This window comes from Rhodopseudomonas sp. WA056 (assembly GCF_010906995.1).
GTDB lineage: Bacteria > Pseudomonadota > Alphaproteobacteria > Rhizobiales > Xanthobacteraceae > Rhodopseudomonas > Rhodopseudomonas palustris_G.
Genome location: NZ_QPFS01000059.1, coordinates 1 through 19,783, shown reverse-complemented (window position 1 = coordinate 19,783; position 19,783 = coordinate 1). Strand labels below are relative to the sequence as shown.

The window sequence follows — 19,783 nt, the reverse complement described above, 5'->3', positions numbered from 1 at the left end:
GACAGCGCGCCGTGCGGCTCCTTATATGCCGCCCGTTCGCAGGGCTTGTTTCGCAAGGCCGATTGCGGGCCACCGTGGCGGGGTAGCTCAGCTGGTTAGAGCACGGGAATCATAATCCTGGGGTCGGGGGTTCAAGTCCCTCTCCCGCTACCACAGCTTTCCAAGCGGCTAGCCGATTTTTGCGATCGAACCGGCCTCTCTGAAATCTTGGTTTTAGCGTGGCGTGCAACCTTATTCGTTTGCCGCGTCGCTTGTCGCACTTGGATGAGGCGCCGGCTGCCACGCGCCGTCGTCCTTGCAGGCGTCCGCAGCACTCCGCCCTTTCTTGAGTACTGGATTGTCGATCCGGCGCGGCAGCGGCTGTCCTGCAGAAGAACCCGAACTCGCCCAAATTTGGCCTCCGCTAATGTATGGTGGGCGTCGGCTTTAGCGGGGGCAGCTCCAAAAGCTCCGAGCCACCATCCGTCGGTGCCCAGATCTGGCCTTGGATTCCTTCGATCCAATTTTTGCCTCGAACCGCGACGATTTCTGTCCCTGCGGTGACACGGCGGGTGTGGGCGTTCGGCTGCAGAGATGGCACGGCTCCTGATCGGGCGCCGCGCATGAGGCGAGGCGGATTCAATCGCCGGGCGCCTATGCTAGGCCGCTCCAGCGGAGACCGCGCCATCGGAGGCAATGGGTTGGAATGCGATTCTTCTCGAGACTGACGATCGGCGTGGCGGCCGCGGCCGTGCTGGCGCTCGCACCCGGCGTAGCCAATGCGCGCGGCTGGGATACCGTGCACCGCTTCGTTCACAAGACCGGCAAATGCGGTTCGGGCAAAGAGGTGCTGGCGTCGCTGTATTCGATCGGCACGCGAACGAGCAGCGGCGAACCGATGAACCGAGACGCCCTGACCGCAGCCTCCCACGAATACCCACTCGGCACCACCGTGGTCGTCACCAACCCCGCGAACGGGCGGACCTGCAGCATTCGGGTCAACGACCGCGGCCCGTTCGGAAAGCCGCGCGACCTCGGCGTGAAGATCGACTTCACCACCGGCGCGGCACGGTGCCTCGGCATGCGTGAAACGCAGTATGTCTGCCTGCCAGGTGAGGAGCCGATCGAGATCGCCGGGGTGCCGCTCGTGATCGACGGCAACACGGTCGAGATCAGAGGGACGAAAATTCGGCTGCGGGGGATCGACGCGCCGGAAACCGACCAGTTGTGCGTCGACGAGAAGGGCACCGGCTGGACCTGCGGTCTCGCCGCCCGCGACGAACTCGTCAAGCGGTTCGGCGAGAAGCCATGGACCTGCCAGGTCGCCGGTCACGACAAACACGGCAGGTCGCTCGGAAGCTGTGCCGTGAATGCGGAGAGCGTCGAAGAGTGGATGGTGCGGTCCGGATGGGCGATGGCGCTCGTCGGCTCGGCGCGCGTCTATGAGGCTTCCGAGGTCATCGCTCGGGACGCGCAATCCGGCCTGTGGTCGGGCGCTTTCATCGCCCCTTCGGATTGGCGGCACCGAACCCGCCAGACCACCATCATCGGGGCCGCCAACGTGCCGAGCAGCGCCCTCGACATCCTGCGCGGGCCCGCCTCGGTGGCCGAAGCGCCGTCGCCGGAATGCGTCATCAAAGGCAGTATCGGCAAGGGCGGCCGATGCACTTATCAGCAGCCCGGCAGTCACCTCTACGCGAAGCTGAAGATGGGGCCGGACAACCGCTGGTTCTGCAGCGTCAAGGAAGCCGAGACGGCGGGGTGCCGGGCCGTCAAGAAATGAGCCCGATCGCCATCACGATGATGGATCTGGATTACTTCTGCCGCATCGCGCGAGCGAGTTGGTCTTCGAGCGGCTTGCGCAGATAGGCGAACGCGGTGCGCACACCGTTCTGAATGAAGGCTTCGACCGGCATCCCGGGGACCAGCGCCTTGCCGTCGAGCTTGGCGAGTTCGCTGGGGACGAGGCTGATGCGCGCGACGTAGTAAGCCACGCCGGATTGCTGATCCTTGGTGAGGTCGGCGGCGACCCGGGTCAGTGTGCCGTCGAGTTCGGGAGTCACCGCGGCGTCGAAGGCGCTGAACCGAAGCCTGGCCGATTGCCCGACCCTGAGCCGGTCGATCATCTGCGGGTCGACCTTGGCTTCAACCACCAGAGAATCCTTGGGCACGATCAGCATGAGCTGTTCGCCCGCCGTGATCACGCCGCCGACGGTGTGGACTGATTTCTGGTGGACCAGCCCGTCCTGCGGCGCACGCAGCACGACGCGATCCAACTGATCCAGCGCGGCGATGCGGCGTTCGCCGAGATCGGCGATCTTGGTCTCGACGTCACGAAGTTCGGTCGCCACCTCGCGGCGCTGATCCTGAACGAGCTGAATGATCTGTAGTTCGGTTTCGGTGATCCGGCCCTTGGCGCGGGCGATCTCGGCGATCAACTGGCCCTCTTCACCGGTCAGCCGGGACGCCTCGCGCTCCAGCGCGGTGAGACGCGCATAGGGGACGAGGTTCTTCTCGTAGAGCTGGCGCACGCCTTCCAGCTCGGTTTGAATCCAGCGGATCTGTTCGCGCTTCGAGACGATCTGCGCCTCGAGGCCGCGGATCTCGTCCGCGATCTGCGCCTTGCGCTCGCGGAGCTGCGATTGCTGGCCGCTGATCGCGTCGCGCCGCCGGACGAACAGCGTCGTTTCGCCATCGATCATTTCGGCGATTGCCGCAACGTTGCGACGCGCGGCGATCTCGGCGGGCAACGCCACCGTATCGTTGCCGTTCTGCTCGGATTGCAGCCGGGCGCGACGAACCATGAGCTGGTTGAGCTGATTTTCGATCAGCGCCAGATTGGCGCGCGGCATCGTCTCGTCGAGACGGACCAGCATGTCGCCGGCGCGGACTTCATCGCCGTCGTTGACGTAGATTTCGGCGACGACACCGCCGGTCGGATGCTGGACGCGGCGGACGTTGCTGTCGACCACCACCTGCGCCGGCGCAATCACGGCGCTGGCGAGCGGCGCCGTGATGGCCCAGACGCCGGCCGTCGAGGCGACGATCACCAGCGTGGCAATTCCGAGCCCTGCCGCGCGTCTGATATCGCGGAACGGATCGCCGTGGCGAGGCTTGGGCGTTACGGATGCGGTCATGGGATCGTCCTCAACTGACGGCGGCAGCCGGCGCCGAACGCGGGTCGGGCACCGCCTGCAGCGATGTTCCGCTCGCCGCCGGGTGAGCCGCGAGCGACTTGCGCAGCACTTCGTCCTTCGGGCCGAAAGCCTGCACCTGGCCGGCCGCCAAAGTCAGCACCAGATCGACCGCGGCGAGCGCCGCCGGCCGATGCGCGATGATGACGGTGATGCCGCCGCGCGCGCGAACGCGCCGGATCGCGTCGGTCAACGCAGCATCGCCTTCGGCGTCCAGGCTCGAATTCGGCTCGTCGAGCACGACCATGAACGGATCCTTGTACAGCGCACGCGCCAGCGCGATCCGCTGACGCTGGCCGCCGGACAGCGTGGCGCCGGCTTCGCCGATCCGCATCTCGAACCCCTTCGGGAGCTTCAGGATCATGTCGTAAGCGCCGGCGACCTTCGCCGCCGCGATCACGGCGGCCTCGTCGATCTCGGGATCGAAGCGCGCGATATTCTCCGCCACCGTGCCGTCGAACAATTCGACGTCCTGGGGCAGATAGCCGATCATGCCGCCGCGGCTTTCCGCCGGCCACTGATCGAGAGTGGCGCCGTCGAGACGAATCTCGCCGCGTGCGATCGGCCATATTCCGACCAGCGCCCGCGCCAGCGTCGACTTTCCGGCGGCCGATGGGCCGATGATGCCGACGGCCTGTCCGGCCTCGAGGGCGAACGAGGCGCCGTGCACGATCGCGCTGGTGCCGCCCGGCGCGGCGATCGTCACCTGATCGACCGTGAGGCGTCTGACGGCGCGCTCGGGCGCCACCTCGGGGGCCGGAGCGTCGCCGCTGCCCAGCGCCGCGCGCAATCGTTGCCACGCCTGTCGCGCGCCGAGGAACGGACGCCAGATCGAAATCGCCAGCTCGACCGGGGCGAGCGCGCGGCTGCCCATGATCGACGCCGCGATCATCACGCCGCCGCTGGCGAGGCCCTCGATCACCAAGTACGCGCCGATGCCGAGCAGCGCCGATTGCAGCATGAACCGCAGCGTCTTGGACAATGCACCGAGCGATCCGGCGATATCGGCGTTGCGCTGCTGGGCGGCGACTAGATCGTCGTTGGCGACGGCGATCCGCGCGATCAGTCGCCGCTCCATTCCGAGCGCAGCGACGATCTCGGCATTGCGCCGGCCGGCTTCCAACTGGATGCCGCGGATCGCGCCGGCGCGCGAGGAGTCGCGAGTTGGGGCGCGGGTCAGCAACTCGGTGAGCAGCGCGATCCCGAACAGCAGCACGGCGCCCGCGACCAGCGTCCAGCCGAGATAGGGATGCAGCAGGAAGCAGCCCGCGAGATAAAGCGGCATCCAAGGCAGGTCGAACAACGTCGTCGGACCGAAGCCGGACAGGAACGATCGCACCGAATCCAGATCGTGCGACAACTGCAGGCCGCGATTGGCGCCGCCACCTCGCAGCGGTCCGCGCACGATGTTGCAGACTACCGGTTGCCATAGCGCTGCGTGCAACGCCGATCCGATCCGGGTGAGAATCCGCTGGCGCAGCAAGTCGAACAGGCCCTGCAGCGCATAGGCTGCCGCCACCGCAATCGACAGTGCGATCAGGGTCGGCGCGCTGTGCGAAGGGATGACCCGATCATACACCTGCAACATGTAGATCGAGCCGGTGAGCATCAGCAGATTGAGCACCGCCGAAAACAGTCCGACCGCCAGAAAGGCGCTCGTGCACGAGGCGATCGCGGTGGAGGGGAGGTCCCGAGACGCGTTTGGCGGCGGGGCTGACGATACTGCGGTCATGATACTCAATTCGGAACGACGTCGGACCGTCATGGCCGATCGCGGTCGGCGTTCGTTAGCGGGCTTCAACGTCAGTCACATGACAGGTCGGATCGCCGCGGAAATCGCAGGGCTCGCGTCGTAGTCCGGTGTCCTGCGACCAAACGCCGCCCCCGCCGTGCGCACGACGTGGTTTCGGTCCGCCGTCGAAGCCGAGCCGTCGGGGCCGTCGCGATGCCGGGCAGCCGACAGTAACGCGATGAATCGTCCGGGAATTGTCGCAGGAGCGAAGCCGAACCCGCTGCGCGGTTCGAAGCTGTTAGTTCGTTCGTTCGGCGGCATCGATGAAACGTCGCAAGTTGTGACTTCGTCGTCCCGTAAAGAGCCGGTCACCGATCTGTAACCGATCGCATTCTATCAACCCGACATTAACGTCTTGTTAACCAACTGTCCGTCCTGGACCGCGCCCTCACGCCTGCCGTGAGGCGGTGATCTGCGACGCCTTTCTCTCATGCGCTGGAGTGGCGATACATGTCGACGACCCCTCATATCCTGGCGAACGGCGATTTCGTGCAGGATTGGTCCAACACCGGCTTGATTACGATCGACGACAATTGGAGCGACGTCGCGTCGATCGTCGGCTATCTCGGCGACATCAACGCAGGCACTCCCACTGCTGTGGACCCGCGTTCGCTGACCGCGGCCGATCTCGGCGCAGTCGACGTGCTCGCCAACCAGACCGCGCCGAATACGCTGACCAATGGTGGCGTCGCCGAATTCCAGATCGCGAATCCGACCATTGCGCTGAACGGCTCGGGAACCGCCGACGCGCCGAGCCTGGTGATCCATCTGGATGCGACCGGCCGGCAGGACGTGCGATTGAGCTTCAACGCGCGCGATATCGACGGCAGCACGGACGATGCGCTTCAGTCGGTCGCGGTGCAGTACCGGCTCGGTTCGAGCGGGCCGTGGACCAACGTGGCCGGCGGCTACGCGGCCGACGTGACCACCAAGGGCGCCGCGACCCAGGTCACGCCGTTCGATCTGCTTCTCCCGGCCGAGGTCAACGGCCGCAGCGATCTGCAGGTTCGGGTGCTGACCACGAATGCGGCCGGCAACGACGAGTGGGTCGGGATCGACGACATCCGCGTCACCAGTTCGTCGCCGTCGCCGGTCGAAACCCAAAGCGTCGCCTTCGCGCCGGGCTCGATTGCGGTGTCGCACGACGAGGGCAACGCCGGATCGACCCTCTTCAAATTCACCGTCGATCGCAGCGGCGGCACCACTGGTGACGTTGCGTTCTCCGGCTCGATCGCGTCGAACCAGGTCGACGCAGCCGATTTCGTCGGCGGCAAGCCGGTCAGCTTCAGCGGTACCATCCCGGCCGGGCAGCAGTCCGCGGTCGTGACCATTGCGGTGGCCGGCGACACGGCTGACGAAGCCAACGAGACCTTCACGCTGACGCTGGACAATGTCGCCAATTCCGCATCCGTCGCCACCACGATCGGCAGCGCCGCGACGGCGACCGGCACGATCGTCAACGACGATGTCGGCATCACCAAGATCAGCGCGATCCAGGGCGAAGGCGCGGCGAGCCAGATGGTCGGACAGACCGTCACGGTCGAAGCGATCGTGGTCGGCGACTTCCAGAACGGCGATGCAGACAACAGCCGCAATCTGAACGGCTTCTACCTGCAGGAGGAAGTCACGGATTCCGACGGCAACGTGCTGACCTCGGAAGCGATCTTCGTCTACGGCAGCGCGGCCGACGTCAGTGTCGGCGACCGCATCCGGGTCACCGGTTCGATCAGCGAGTATTTCGGACTGACGGAACTGACCGCCAGCAGCATCTCCGTCGTTCAGGCGGGCGCTGTGACCGACATCAACACGATGGCCGTCGAGATCAATCTGCCGGCCGCAGGCACCACCTTCAGCCAGGACGGCGACTATCAGCCGGATCTCGAAGCTTATGAGGGCATGCTGGTCACCGTCCGCGACAAGCTGACCGTGACCGAGCAGTTCAACCTCGATCGCTTCGGCGAGATCAAGCTCGTGGCGGGCGATCGTCCGGCGCAATACACCCAGGATCACGATCCGGATGCGGCCGGCTACCAGGCCTATCTGGCCGAGCTCGGCACCCGGACCATCACTTACGACGACGGCGTCAACATTCAGAACGGTGCGATCGGCAATCTCGACGGCTTCGATCCGAACGACGATCCGGCCACCACTCCGAACTACGGCACGGCGAACGCAGTGCGAATGGGCGATAGCATCACCGGGCTGACCGGCGTGCTCGACTATCAGTGGGCCGGCAATTCGGCGTCGGGCGCGACCTGGCGGATCCGCTCGGTCGAGGACGACACGAACAATTTCGCGCCCAGCGAGTCACCGCGCACTCCCGCGCCGGAAGACGTCGACGGTCGCCTCAAGGTGGCGAGCTTCAACGTGCTCAACTACTTTGCGACGCTCGACAACGGCGGCGCCACCGCGATCGGCGCGGCGCCGCGCGGTGCCGACAACGCCGCCGAGTTCGCCCGGCAGACCGAAAAACTGGTCGGAACCATCCTCGAGATGAACGTCGATGTGCTGGCGCTCACCGAGCTCGAGAACGATTTCTCCGCTTCGTCGTCCGGAAACGCGATCAAGTATCTGGTCGATCGCCTCAACGCCCAGGCCGGTGCCGGCGTCTATGCCTGGGTCGATCCTGGCCAGCAGTTCGTCGGGGGCGACGCGATCGCCGTCGGCTTCATCTACAAGACCACATCGGTGAAGATCGCCGACGGCACCACCGTCGAAACGCTCAGCGATGCCGACCTGCCGGGTCTCGGCCTCGGCGGCTTGACCGCTCAGAGCACCGTCGGCGCGGTCTTCGACGGCGAGAATACCAGCCGCAATGCGCTGGCAGTGACCTTCGAGGAGCTATCCACCGGCGAGACCTTCACGGCGATCGCCAATCATCTGAAGTCGAAGAGCGGCACCGGCACCGGCGTCGATGCCGACCAGGGCGACGGACAAGGCAACTGGCAGAACCAGCGGGAGTTGGCCGCCACCGCGCTAACCGCGTGGGCGGCAAGCGACCCGACCGGTTCCAACGATCCGGACGTGATGCTGCTCGGCGACTTCAATGGCTACGCCAAGGAACAGTCGACGAAGATCATCGAGACCGCGGGCTTCGAGAATCTGCACAGCCGCGAGAACGGCGCCTATTCCTACGTGTTCGACGGCCAGACCGGGACGCTCGACTACGCCTTCACCAACGGCAGCCTCGGCTCGCAGGTGTCGGGCGTGACCACCTGGCACATCAATGCCGACGAAGCCGATGCGCTCGACTACAACACCGACTACGGTCGTGACACCGCGATCTTCGACGGCACTCAGCCGGTGCGGGTGTCGGACCACGATCCGGTCATCATCGGGCTCGATCTCGGCGACGATCTGTCCGACGTGGCCTACACGCTGCAAATCCTGCATGCCTCCGATTTCGAAGCGGGCCTCAATGCGGTGGGTCGCGCCGGCAATTTCGCGGCGATCGTCGACTATCTCGAAGACACCTACGCGAACTCGATCACGCTGTCGTCGGGCGACAACTTCATCCCGAGCCCGTTCTTCAACGCCGGCAGCGACGCCTCGCTGAAGGAGGTCTATGAGACTGCACTGGAGAGCTACTACGGCCTCGTGAGCGGCCAGCTGAGCATCTCGCCCGGCTTCGGCACCGCCGATATGGCGATGCTCAACATCATCGGCATCCAGGCGTCGGCGATCGGCAACCACGAATTCGATGCCGGCACCAAGGCGTTCGCCGACATCATCAAGCAGACCAGCGGCTATCCGGGCGCGCAATTCCCGTATCTGGCCGCCAATCTGGACTTCTCCGCCGATCCCAACCTCGCGTCGGTCTATACCGGAACTGTCCAGAACGGGAATGCCTATTCCGGCTTCCCGCCGGCCGCAGGCATCGGCAAGAAGATCGCGCCGGCCACCATCATCGAGGAAGGCGGCGAAAGGATCGGCGTGGTCGGTGCGACCACACAGATCGTCCAGAGCATCTCGTCGACCGGCGGCGTCGAAGTGATCGGTGACAATGTCGACGACATGGCGGCGCTGGCGGCGATCCTGCAGCCGACAATCGACGGATTGCTGGCGCAGGGCATCAACAAGATCATTCTGGTGAGCCACCTGCAGCAGCTCGCGCTGGAAAAGGCACTGGCGCCGCTGTTGCACGGCGTCGACGTCATCATCGCCGGCGGCTCGCACACGCTGCTGGCCGACGAGACCGACGTTCTCCGCGCCGGCGACGCCGCGGCGGACACCTATCCGATCGTCACCGCCAATGCCGACGGCAACACCACGCTGATCGTCAACACCTCCGGCGAGTACTCCTATGTCGGCCGGCTGGTAGTCGATTTCGATGCCCAGGGCAACGTGATCTACACCGCCAACTCCGCCGTCAACGGCGCCTATGCCAGCACCGAAGAAGTGGTTTCCTCGCTGTACGACGGCAACACCACGGTCGATGTCGACAATGACGGCGACGTCGATGCCGACGACGCCGATCCGTTCGCCGACGGTAGCCGCGGCGATCTGGTCAACGACATCGCGCAGGCGGTGGGCGGGGTCATCGACGCGCAGGACGGCAACATCTTCGGCAAGACCGACGTCTATCTCGAAGGTCGCCGTAGCGAGGTTCGCACCGAGGAAACCAATCTCGGCAACCTCTCCGCCGACGCCAACCTCTGGTACGCCCAGAAGGTCGATCCCGCCGTGCTGGTGTCGATCAAGAACGGCGGAGGCGTCCGCGACTCGATCGGCTACGTCTATGCGGTCGGCGGCGACGCGGTGGAGAACCCGCCGCTGGCGAACGCCAGTGTCGGCAAGGAGGCGGGCGACGTCTCGCAGCTCGACATCGCCAATTCGCTTCGCTTCAACAACGCGCTGTCGATGGTGACGGTGACCGCCGATCAACTGCTTAAGGTGCTCGAGCACGCGGTCGCGGCCACGACGGCGACCGCCACCCCCGGCCAGTTCGCTCAGGTCGGCGGCATCGCGTTCTCGTTCGACAAGGATTTCCCGGTCGGCGATCGCGTGCAGTCGGCGGCACTGCTCGACGAGAGCGGACGGCCGGTGCTGACGCTGGTGGAAAACGGCGAGCTCGCCGTCGATCCGAACATGGCGATCCGGGTCGTGACCCTCAGCTTCCTGCTCACCGGCGGCGACGGATATCCGTTCGCAAGCTTCATCGCGGCCAATCCGGCGTTCGCCAATGCGGTGAACCTGACCCCGGATCTGGTGCCCGACGCCGGACAGCGGGCGAACTTCGCCGCCGAGGGTACCGAGCAGGACGCCTTCGCCGAATACATGGCGGCGAAGTACTCCGAGACGGCCTATGGCGAGGCCGACACCGACCGTGCCCACGACTCCCGCATTCAGAACCTGGACTACCGGACCGATACCGTGCTGCTCAGCATGCCGGTCGATCTGGCCGGCGACGAGGGCGACAACGAGCTCACCGGCTCGTCCGGTGATGATCGGCTGGCCGGCCTCGGCGGAGACGACGTGCTGATCGGGCTCGGCGGCGATGACAATCTCGACGGCGGCGAGGGCGACGACACCCTGGACGGCGGTGAGGGCGACGACGTCCTGGCGGGCGGCGCCGGCGATGATACGCTCGACGGCGGAGCCGGCGACGATCGTCTGGCGGGCGACGAGGGTGACGACACCCTGCTCGGCGGCGATGGTGACGACGTCCTGATCGGTGGCGACGGTTACGACACGCTGCAGGGCGGTGGCGGCAACGACGAACTCGTGGCCGGAGAAGGCGACAGCGCGGACGGCGGTGACGGTGACGACCTGATCGTCGTCTCGACCGACGAGGGCATTCCGACGTCGATCGACGGCGGCGACGGCAACGACACCATCAAGCTGATCGGCAGTGGCACCGGTTCGCTCGCCGCGACGCTCGACGTCGAAAACCTGCGGGTGGCCGAAGGCAACTGGTCGGTGGCGGCATCGGAGGCTTACGATCGCGTCTCCGTCCAGCAAGGCGCGACGTTGAACTCCAGCATCGTGGTGGATCACAATGACCGCATCGTGATCGAGGCGGGCGGAAAGCTCGGCGTATCCGGAAACGCCCTCGTCTGGCAGGGCGGCGGCGATGCGATCGTCGACAATGCCGGCGAGATCGACGGTTCGACCCGGGCGCTCACCATCGCCGCGGGGGCGACCGGCTCGCTGACGCTCAACAACGCCGCGGGCGGCGCGGTCCGCGGCACGGTGACCCCGCAGCAGGCCGGGCATGCCGACGCGACCATCACCATCAACAACGCTGGCCTCATCGAAGCCGCCGGCCGCGTGCTGGACTTCCGAAGCTTCGACAACAACGGCGCCTCGGCGGTGATCAACAACCTGGCCGGCGGCGTCATCCGCCAGCACAGCACCAACACCGACGTGATCCGCCCCGGCACTGACGGCGTCGTCAACAACTGGGGCACGATCACGACCGACGCGAGCTTCGTCGGCGGCGGTGACCTGATCGACTTCCAGAGCGACACCGGCGGCAAGGTCACCAACTATGCCGGCGGTTTGCTGGAAGGCGCGCGCCATGTCGTGACCGGCGACAATGCCGTCACAGTGGTCAACCACGGCACCATGATCGGCCGCAACGGCTCGGCGGTGAATCTCGATACCGACGGGTCGCTCGCCCAGAAGGCGTTCATCACCAACTACGGGGTGATGGAAGGCCGATCAGCAGAGCTGTCCGACAGCGACGGCGACGCTATCGACGTCGATGGTCTGGTGCAGGTGCTGAACTACGGCAAGATCTCGGGTCTCGGCGCCGAAGGCTATCACGACGGCGAACCGAACGTCTCCGAGGCGATCGCAATCGGCGGCGGCGACATCGTCAACAATGCGGCTGGCGAGATCTACGGCTACGGTCGGGCGATCCAGGTCGACAACTCCAGCAACAGCAATGCTCTGGGGGCGACGATCATCGTCAACGACGGTCTGATCAAGGGCGACGGCCGAGGGCCTGAAGGGGTCTCGGCAGCGGACGCTGCCCGGTTCGACCTGCGCGGCAACGAGGCGATCAACCTCGTCGGCGACTACGAGGACTTCGTCGGCAACAACGCGTCGGGCCGGATCGTCGGTGGCATCTCGATGGGCGGCGGCCGCGACACTCTGAACAACTCGGGATCGATCGTCGCGAGTGGCGGTTCGGCGATCGACATGGGGGCCGGCAATGACCAGGTCAACCTCTATGTCGGCGCTACGGTGACCGGCACGATCCTGCTCGGTACCGGTGACGACGTCGCGCTCTCGACCGCCGCGGGGGGCTTCGTGATCGATGGTGGGGCCGGCAGCGATACCATCGCCATGGACTACACCTATGGCGGCGACGACGTGCTTTTCGGCGGTGATGGTGATGATTACATCTACGCCGGCGCCGGCAACGATCAGATCGATGGCGGGGCCGACAATGACACCCTGTTTGGCAACGACGGCGACGATCTGATCAGGGGCGGTGCCGGTGACGACACCATCGATGGCGGCGCCGGCGCGGACACCGCGACCTTCACCGGTGCGCTTGCCGGATACGCGATGGTGCTGAACACCGATGGCTCGATCACCATCGCCGATCAGGCCGGGACAGACGGCACCGACAAGCTGAGCAACGTCGAACAGCTCGGCTTTGGCGACGGCACCTGGGCCCTGCACACCGGGACCGACGGCAATGATACGATCGCCGGCGGCACGGGCAACGATCTGGTGTTCGGCGGCGCCGGTAACGATACGTTCATCGGCGGCTATGGTCTCGACCGCTACAATGGCGGCGCCGGTGACGACACCATCGACTACAGCCTGATCGACTTCAGGCTTACGGTCGATCTCGGCGCCGGACGGGCTTACTATCCCGACTACCTGCCGGGTGCGGACCATCTGTTCAGCGTCGAGAATGCCATTGGCACGGCGTTTGGCGATACTCTGATCGGCACGGACGGGGCCAATGTGTTGCACGGCGGCCTCGGGGACGATCTGCTGTTCGGCGGTGCCGGCAACGACACCCTAATCGGCGGCGGCGGCGACGACGTGCTGCGCGGTGGCACCGGCGACGACACCATCGATGGTGGCGCCGGCTTCGATACGCTCGACCTGTCCGACGCCACCGGGGCCGTGACCATCAGCTTCACGGCCGGTACCGCGACCGGTGCAGGCATCGGTACCGACCACTTCACCGGCATCGAGAGCTTCGTCCTCGGCGAGGGGGCGGATCGTGTCACCGGTGGCAACGGCGCCGATGTGATCAACGGCGGTGGCGGCAACGACGTCATCGCCGGCGGCGCCGGCAACGACAAGCTGTTCGGTGGTGCCGGTGACGACAGCCTCGACGGCGGCTCGGGCGACGATGTCGTCGACGGCGGCATCGGCAACGACACGCTGAAGGGCGGTTCGGGCGTCGATATCATCTCCGGCGGCGATGGCAACGACGACATCGATGGCGGTTCGGAGAACGATATCCTGAACGGTGGTGCCGGCAACGACATCATCAAGGGTGGCTCCGGCGCCGACATCATCACCGGCGGCGCCGGCAACGACATCCTGACCGGCGGCTCGGGGGCGGATGTATTCGTGTTCGCGGCCGGCTTCGGCAAGGACATCGTCACCGACTTCGCCACCAAGGGCAGCTCGGCCGACGTGTTGCAGTTCTCCAGCAGCATGTTTGCGAACTTCACCGACGTGATGTCGCACACCACGCAGGTCGGCAACGATGTCGTCGTGACGCTCGATGCCGACAACAGCCTGACGCTGACCAATACGCAGATCGGCTCGCTCGCCGCAGACGACTTCCGCTTCGTCTGATCTGCCGCGAACGATTACAGGGCCACGGAACGCAGCAGCTTTCCGTGGCCCTGGCGCGAGAAGGCAGCGTTTCTGTTGCGACCCGGAAGCCACCGCAGGTTGGCCATCCTGCCAGGTGAGGTCGAGATCGCGCTTCGGGCTCCAAAGCCTTGATGCTCATCTGACGCTCAAATGAATGATCGAACCTGATCTGCCGAGATTGTCGGGCGGGCTTGCTCATGCGTTCGCTCTCCGCCGCGAACAGGTTCGGTCGCATGCGCCCGGTGGTGCTTGCGACTCCTCATGTGCCACAATTCACTGAAATTTCTCAGGTTCGGCACCCCGCGCATTGGCGGAGGGGCCTCGAACAGAGGGGAAATCGTAAAGACGGATTAACCGTCTCACCGACGTCACAGACCGCGTGTACCAAGTTCATATGAACGAACAAGATGCTCCCTTGAACGCAGTGACCGGATCTTCGCGCCAGTCGGCGATCGCCGAGATGTTGCGCAGCCGGGATTTCATCTCCGTCGACGAGTTGGCGGCGCGCTTCTCCGTCGCCACCCAGACGATCCGCCGCGATCTCGTCGCGCTGTGCGATCAGGGTCTGGCGCGTCGGCGGCACGGCGGCATCGAAAGCGTGGCGAGAAGTGGAAACCTGACATTCAAGGATCGCCGCGTGCTGAACCGCGAAGCCAAGCAGAGCATTGCTGCCGCGGTGGCCCGCTATGTGAACGACGGCGATTCCCTGTCGCTCGGGATCGGCACTACGTCGCAGTTCGTGGCCGAGGCGCTGCTTTCGCATCGCCGTCTGAAGATCGTCACCAACAATCTGCCGCTCGCGCTGATGATCGGGCAGAACTCGGATTTCACGCTGGCGATCGCCGGCGGCACGGTGCGTGGCGGCGACCTCGATGTTTGCGGCCCCTCGGTCGACAGCTTCTTTGCCGCCTACAAGGTCGATATCGCGATCCTCGGCGTCGGCGGCATCGACGCGGACGGCTCACTGCTCGATTTTTCGGAGGAGGAAGTTCGTCTGCGCGAGGCGATGCTGCGCAACTGCCGACGTTCCTATCTCGTGCTGGATTCTTCGAAGTTCATGCGTCCCGCCCACGTTCACGGCGGCCGCATCGACCAGGTCAACGCCGTCTTCTGCGAAGCGGATCCGCCCCCCGAAATCCGGCGCATCCTGGATCAATCCGGCGTTCAGTTCGTCAGGAGTTCGTTGACGGACTGAACGCCCGCGTCCCGACGAAACGACCGCGCTCCTATGGAGCGCGGCTGACCAACATCCCTTCACGTTCGCAACCCGCCGCACAGCTCTGCGGCGGGGATGGTCCCTTCTTGCCTCAACGATCCCCTGCTTACCCCCTGGAGACGAAGCCATGTCTGTCGATGTCACTCTCTACGCGCACCGCGGCACCAACCCGTACACCGACAATTCGATCGACGCTTATCGTTGGGGATTCAACTACGGCGCCGACTATGTCGAGACCGACTTCCGTCTGACCAAGGACGGCGTGGTGGTCAGCTATCATGACGATCTGTCGGGCGGCATCGCCAACATGACCTATGCGGAAGTCAAGGCGCAGGTGCCGTCGATCGTGACGCTCGACGAACTGATCGATCTGACCAAGACGATGGAGACCGAAACCGGTCGCAAGCTCGGCATCCTGATCGAGAACAAGGCCGCCGACAATGCGACCGCCGAGGCGATCATCAAGGTTCTGGTGGCTCACGACTTCGCCGACCCGGAGCGGATCGTGTTTCAAACCTTCGGATCGGAGCTGCCGTTCGTTCGCAACACGCTGTTTACCAAGTACGGCGTCGAACTCCCGCTGGTGCAACTGACAGGCAGCGCTCTCACCGCCGAAAGCATCGCGCGCTACGCGACCTATGCGGATGGTGTCGCGCCGACGATGGCGTCGCTGACGTCGGAGCTGGTCGCAGCAGCCCACGCGGCCGGCTTGAAGGTCAACGGCTGGACCGTCGACGGAACCGTTGCGGACGTCCGGAACGCGCTCAATCTCGGCGTCGACGGCATCATCAACGACAATACCCAACTGGCGCGTCCTGCGCTCGAGGCGCTCGTCAACAACACCAACGTCGTCTATGGCACCGAGCAGTGGGATGTGGTGAACGGCACCACCGGTGCCGACAAGGTCTACGCGATGCACGGCGACGACGTCGTGCGTGCAGGGGCCGGTAACGACGTGATCTACGGTGACGCTGGCAACGATCTGCTGTTCGGTGCTGGTGGCTCCGATCAACTGATCGGCGGGAGCGGCGACGATTTCCTGGATGGCGGCGAAGGCACCGATGTGCTGACCGGCGGCGTCGGCAACGACGTCATCGTCGCGACCGGTGACGAGGTGATCTTCCACGCCGGCGACGGGATCGACCTGGTGTCGCTGGACAGCGCAAGCACGATCCGCCTCGATGGCGTGACGTCGGCGAGCGTCGATGTGATCCGCATGGACAATCATCTGATCGTGCGCGCCGGCAATGATGCGCTGATCCTCCGTGACGGAGTCGATCCGGCCCACCAGCCTGGGTCGATAACGACCTCCGATGGCGTGACGTTCACCGGCGCCCAGCTCGCGGCGATGGCCGTCGCCGGGACGGATGCCGAGATTGCGGCGCTGCTGCCGCGCCTCGAGGCGGTGCTGGCTTCCGCGCCGGCCTTTGCGACGCCATCGACCATTGCGGTCGGCACCGACCTGATCGCGGAGGGCGACTTCGGCGGCGGAGTCCTGACCCGGCACATCGAAAACGCCGAGACGGGCGCGGTCTATCGCCTCAGCTTCTCGCTCGCTGATCTGCCGACGGGAGAAGACGGTGTCAGCGTCAAATGGGGCGGCCAGGTACTCTATCAGGGGATTCCCTCGGCTGCCGGCAGCAAGCTGCACTTCATCGTCACGGGTGGCGCCGGCGACGGATCCAACGAGCTGATCTTCGAAGGCGCCAGCGGCAGCTTCGGCGCAGAACTCGACGACGTTCATCTCGTCAAGCTGTCCGACCCGGTGCTGCCGGCACCCGGCAATGTCGCGCCGGTGGCCGACGAGACGCATCATGTCGTCAGCCAGATTTTGCCCCTCAACGGCAAGGTTGCGGCGGTGGACGCCAACGGTGACGCGCTGACCTACACCGTCGGCGACGGCCCGGCGCATGGCGCTCTCGCTTTCGACGTGGGCGGCAATTATCGCTACACTGCGGCCGACGGATTTGTCGGTGAGGATCGCTTCACCTTCCTTGCCAATGACGGACATGGCGGCTTCGTCGAGCAGGCGGTCAACCTGACGGTGGTGGCTGGCATTCCGGTCGGCGCCGACCTGATCGTCAACGGTAGCTTCGAGGATCTGAGCGAATCCTCCGGCAACAACGGCACCGGTGACTGGGGCTACCGCAACCCGGACGGACAGATCGTCGGCTGGACCAATGCCAACAACAAGCGCATCGAGCAGCACTGGGACAACTACGGCGGCATTGTCGCCAAGGACGGTCGGATCTGGATCGATATGGACCATTCGCAGACGGGAACGACCGTCGACCGGATCGGTCAGTCGATCGCGCATGTCGAGGCCGGCGCGACCTATAGGGTGAGCTTTTCGCTGTCCGACTCCGATACGGTGAACCACGACGACGGTGTGAAGGTGCTGTGGAACGGCGAGGTGATCTTCGACGGCAAGCCGCCCCAGACCGGCACCGCCTGGACGACCTTGAGCTTCGATGTGGTCGGCGGCTCCGGCAACGGCACCAACAGGCTTGAATTCATCGACACCGGCGTATCCGACTCCTGGGGCGCCGGCGCGGCATTGGACGACGTGCACTTCGTCAAGGTCGTCAACGCCGGTGATGCCCTGCCAGCAAACCACGCTCCGATTGCCACGGACGATCATGCCGAGGGGCTCAAGGGCGCCGTCATCACGGGTCGGCTCACGGCATCGGATCAGGACGCTGGCGGCTCGCTGATCTACAGTCTCGACACGGGTCCGTCCCACGGCACGGTGTTCGTCTATACCGATGGCAGCTATCGCTACACGCCGACCACCGGCTTCTCCGGCACGGACAGCTTCACGTTCCTGGTGGATGACGGGCGTGGCGGAAAGGATACCGCGACGCTGGATCTGACCATCAAATCGTCCTCGTCCGAGGTTGCGATCGGCACCGACCTGATCGTCAACGGCAGCTTCGAGGACATCAGCGAGTCCGGCAACTACAATGGCGGCTCCGATTGGGGCTACCGCAACAACGACAAGCAGATCGTCGGCTGGACCAACGTCAACCGGATCGAGCAGCATCTCGACAATTACGGCGGGATCCAGGCCAAGGACGGGAAGTTCTGGATCGACCTCGACAGCTCCAATCTGGCACAGCGGAACAAGCTCGGCCAAACGATCACCGGCGTTGAGACCGGTGCAATCTACCGGGTGAGCTTCTCGCTCTCGGACTCGGACAATGTCCGCTACGACGACGGCGTCACCGTGCTATGGAACGGTCAGGTCGTCTTCAGCGGCCTGCCGCCGCAGACCTCCGCTCATTGGGCGACGCTGAGCTTCGACGTGATCGGGGGCTCCGGGAATGGTTCGAACCGGCTGGAGTTCGTCGACACCGGCGTGGCGGACTCTTGGGGCGCCGGCGTCGCGCTGGACGACGTCCACTTCGTCAAGATCGCCAACGCCGGCGACAGCCTGCCGGCCAATAGTTCTCCTGACGCGACCGACGGGCACATCGCTGGCCTGGTGAATAGCTTGATCATCGGTCAGCTCACCGCGTCCGACGCCGATGGAGGGGCCGCACCTGTGTTCAGTCTCGGGCAGGGGCCGTCGCACGGTTCGGTGCTGGTCTACAGCGATGGCACTTACCGATACACACCAACGACTGGCTATGTCGGCGCGGACAGCTTCACCTTCGTGGTCGATGATGGGCGTGGCGGCAAGGATACGGCAACCCAGAGCCTGACCATCAGCCCGCCCAATACCGTACCGGTGGCGTCCGACGACGTCGGTCTAGGGACGGAATACGGCACCGTGCTGACGATCGGAGCATCGACTCTGCTCGCCAATGACAATGACGCAGACAGCGATCCGTTGGCGATCCTGTCGGTGGCCAATGGCACCGGCGGCACGGTTTCGCTCGACGACGTCGGCAATGTCGTCTTCGCTCCGGCCGAAGGGTTCTCGGGTGATGCGACCTTCAGCTACACGGTGTCCGACGGGCGCGGAGGTACTGCAACGGCAAACGTGACTGTGATAGTCGCGCCGCAGCCCGAGCCCCCGGTCGGGACGCCGGGCGATGATGTCCTGAATGGGACGTCGCGTGACGATGTCATCGCGGCGGGCGAGGGCGACGACGAAGTCTTCGGCGTCGCCGGCAACGACACGATCGACGGCGGCGCCGGTGACGACCGGATCGATGGCGGCGACGGGGACGATATCCTCGTCGGCGGAGACGGCGACGACGAGCAGATCGGCGGTGCGGGTAGCGATATTCTCGTCGGCGGCGCTGGCGATGACGAACTCGACGGCGGTGACGGTCACGACGTGGCGGACTACACGGCCGACAGCGCCGGCTTCGTGGCCGACCTGTCGTCGGGATGGGCCTCCGGCGACGAGATCGGCTACGATAGCTTGCGCAACATCGAAACCGTGCTCGGCGGTTCGGGCAACGACACCCTGATCGGCGACGGCAACGCCAACACCCTCGTCGGCAATGCCGGCAACGACACCCTGATCGGCGGCGGCGGCGACGACGTGCTGCGCGGTGGCTCCGGCGACGACACCATCGACGGCGGCGCCGGCTTCGATACGCTCGACCTGTCCGACGCCACCGGGGGCGTGACCATCAGCTTCACGACCGGTACCGCGACCGGTGCAGGCATCGGTACCGACCACTTCACCGGCATCGAGAGCTTCGTCCTCGGCGAGGGGGCGGATCGTGTCACCGGTGGCAACGGCGCCGATGTGATCAACGGCGGCGGCGGTAACGACGTCATCGCCGGCGGCGCCGGCAACGACAAGTTGTTCGGTGGTGCCGGTGACGACAGCCTCGACGGCGGCTC

6 protein-coding genes and 1 tRNA gene are annotated in these 19,783 nt (G+C 65.3%); 5 read left to right on the top strand and 2 right to left on the bottom strand.

Translation table 11 applies throughout. The annotated features are described in order from the left end of the window. Nucleotides 1-76: 76 nt before the first annotated feature. Both DU475_RS13205 and DU475_RS13200 read left to right on the top strand, forming a co-directional pair. Nucleotides 77-153 (top strand) — tRNA-Met (locus DU475_RS13205). A 562-nt stretch (nt 154-715) separates the two neighbouring features. Beyond that, nucleotides 716-1,762, top strand: a complete 1,047-nt coding sequence (locus DU475_RS13200; RefSeq protein WP_349644187.1) for a thermonuclease family protein — start codon at nt 716-718, stop codon at nt 1,760-1,762. Between the two features lie 31 nt (nt 1,763-1,793). On the opposite strand, the gene DU475_RS13195 is transcribed toward DU475_RS13200, so the two are convergent. Then, the gene (locus DU475_RS13195) at nt 1,794-3,116 is read right to left on the bottom strand and encodes an HlyD family type I secretion periplasmic adaptor subunit (RefSeq protein WP_164632395.1); all 1,323 of its coding nucleotides are present in this window, start codon (nt 3,114-3,116) and stop codon (nt 1,794-1,796) included. 10 nt (nt 3,117-3,126) lie between these two features. After that, nucleotides 3,127-4,905: a type I secretion system permease/ATPase gene (locus DU475_RS13190; RefSeq protein WP_164632394.1), complete on the bottom strand. Its 1,779-nt coding sequence runs from the start codon at nt 4,903-4,905 to the stop codon at nt 3,127-3,129. A 510-nt stretch (nt 4,906-5,415) separates the two neighbouring features. Here DU475_RS13190 and DU475_RS13185 point away from each other — a divergent pair. The 3 genes from DU475_RS13185 to DU475_RS13175 form a co-directional block, all read left to right on the top strand. Then, complete coding sequence (locus DU475_RS13185) at nt 5,416-13,743, top strand: ExeM/NucH family extracellular endonuclease (RefSeq protein ID WP_164632393.1); 8,328 nt, start codon at nt 5,416-5,418, stop codon at nt 13,741-13,743. A 445-nt stretch (nt 13,744-14,188) separates the two neighbouring features. Continuing rightward, nucleotides 14,189-14,959, top strand: a complete 771-nt coding sequence (locus DU475_RS13180) for a DeoR/GlpR family DNA-binding transcription regulator (protein ID WP_235677259.1) — start codon at nt 14,189-14,191, stop codon at nt 14,957-14,959. A gap of 148 nt (nt 14,960-15,107) precedes the next feature. Continuing rightward, the coding region (locus DU475_RS13175) for an Ig-like domain-containing protein (RefSeq protein ID WP_164632392.1) at nt 15,108-19,783 on the top strand (4,676 nt) is incomplete at its 3' end.

Excerpts from the sequence above, each read along its gene's own strand:
- DU475_RS13195 (WP_164632395.1), bottom strand. The coding sequence starts at position 3,116 with ATGACCGCATCCGTAACGCCCAAGCCTCGCCACGGCGATCCGTTCCGC.
- DU475_RS13190 (WP_164632394.1), bottom strand. The coding sequence starts at position 4,905 with ATGACCGCAGTATCGTCAGCCCCGCCGCCAAACGCGTCTCGGGACCTC.
- DU475_RS13185 (WP_164632393.1), top strand. The coding sequence starts at position 5,416 with ATGTCGACGACCCCTCATATCCTGGCGAACGGCGATTTCGTGCAGGAT.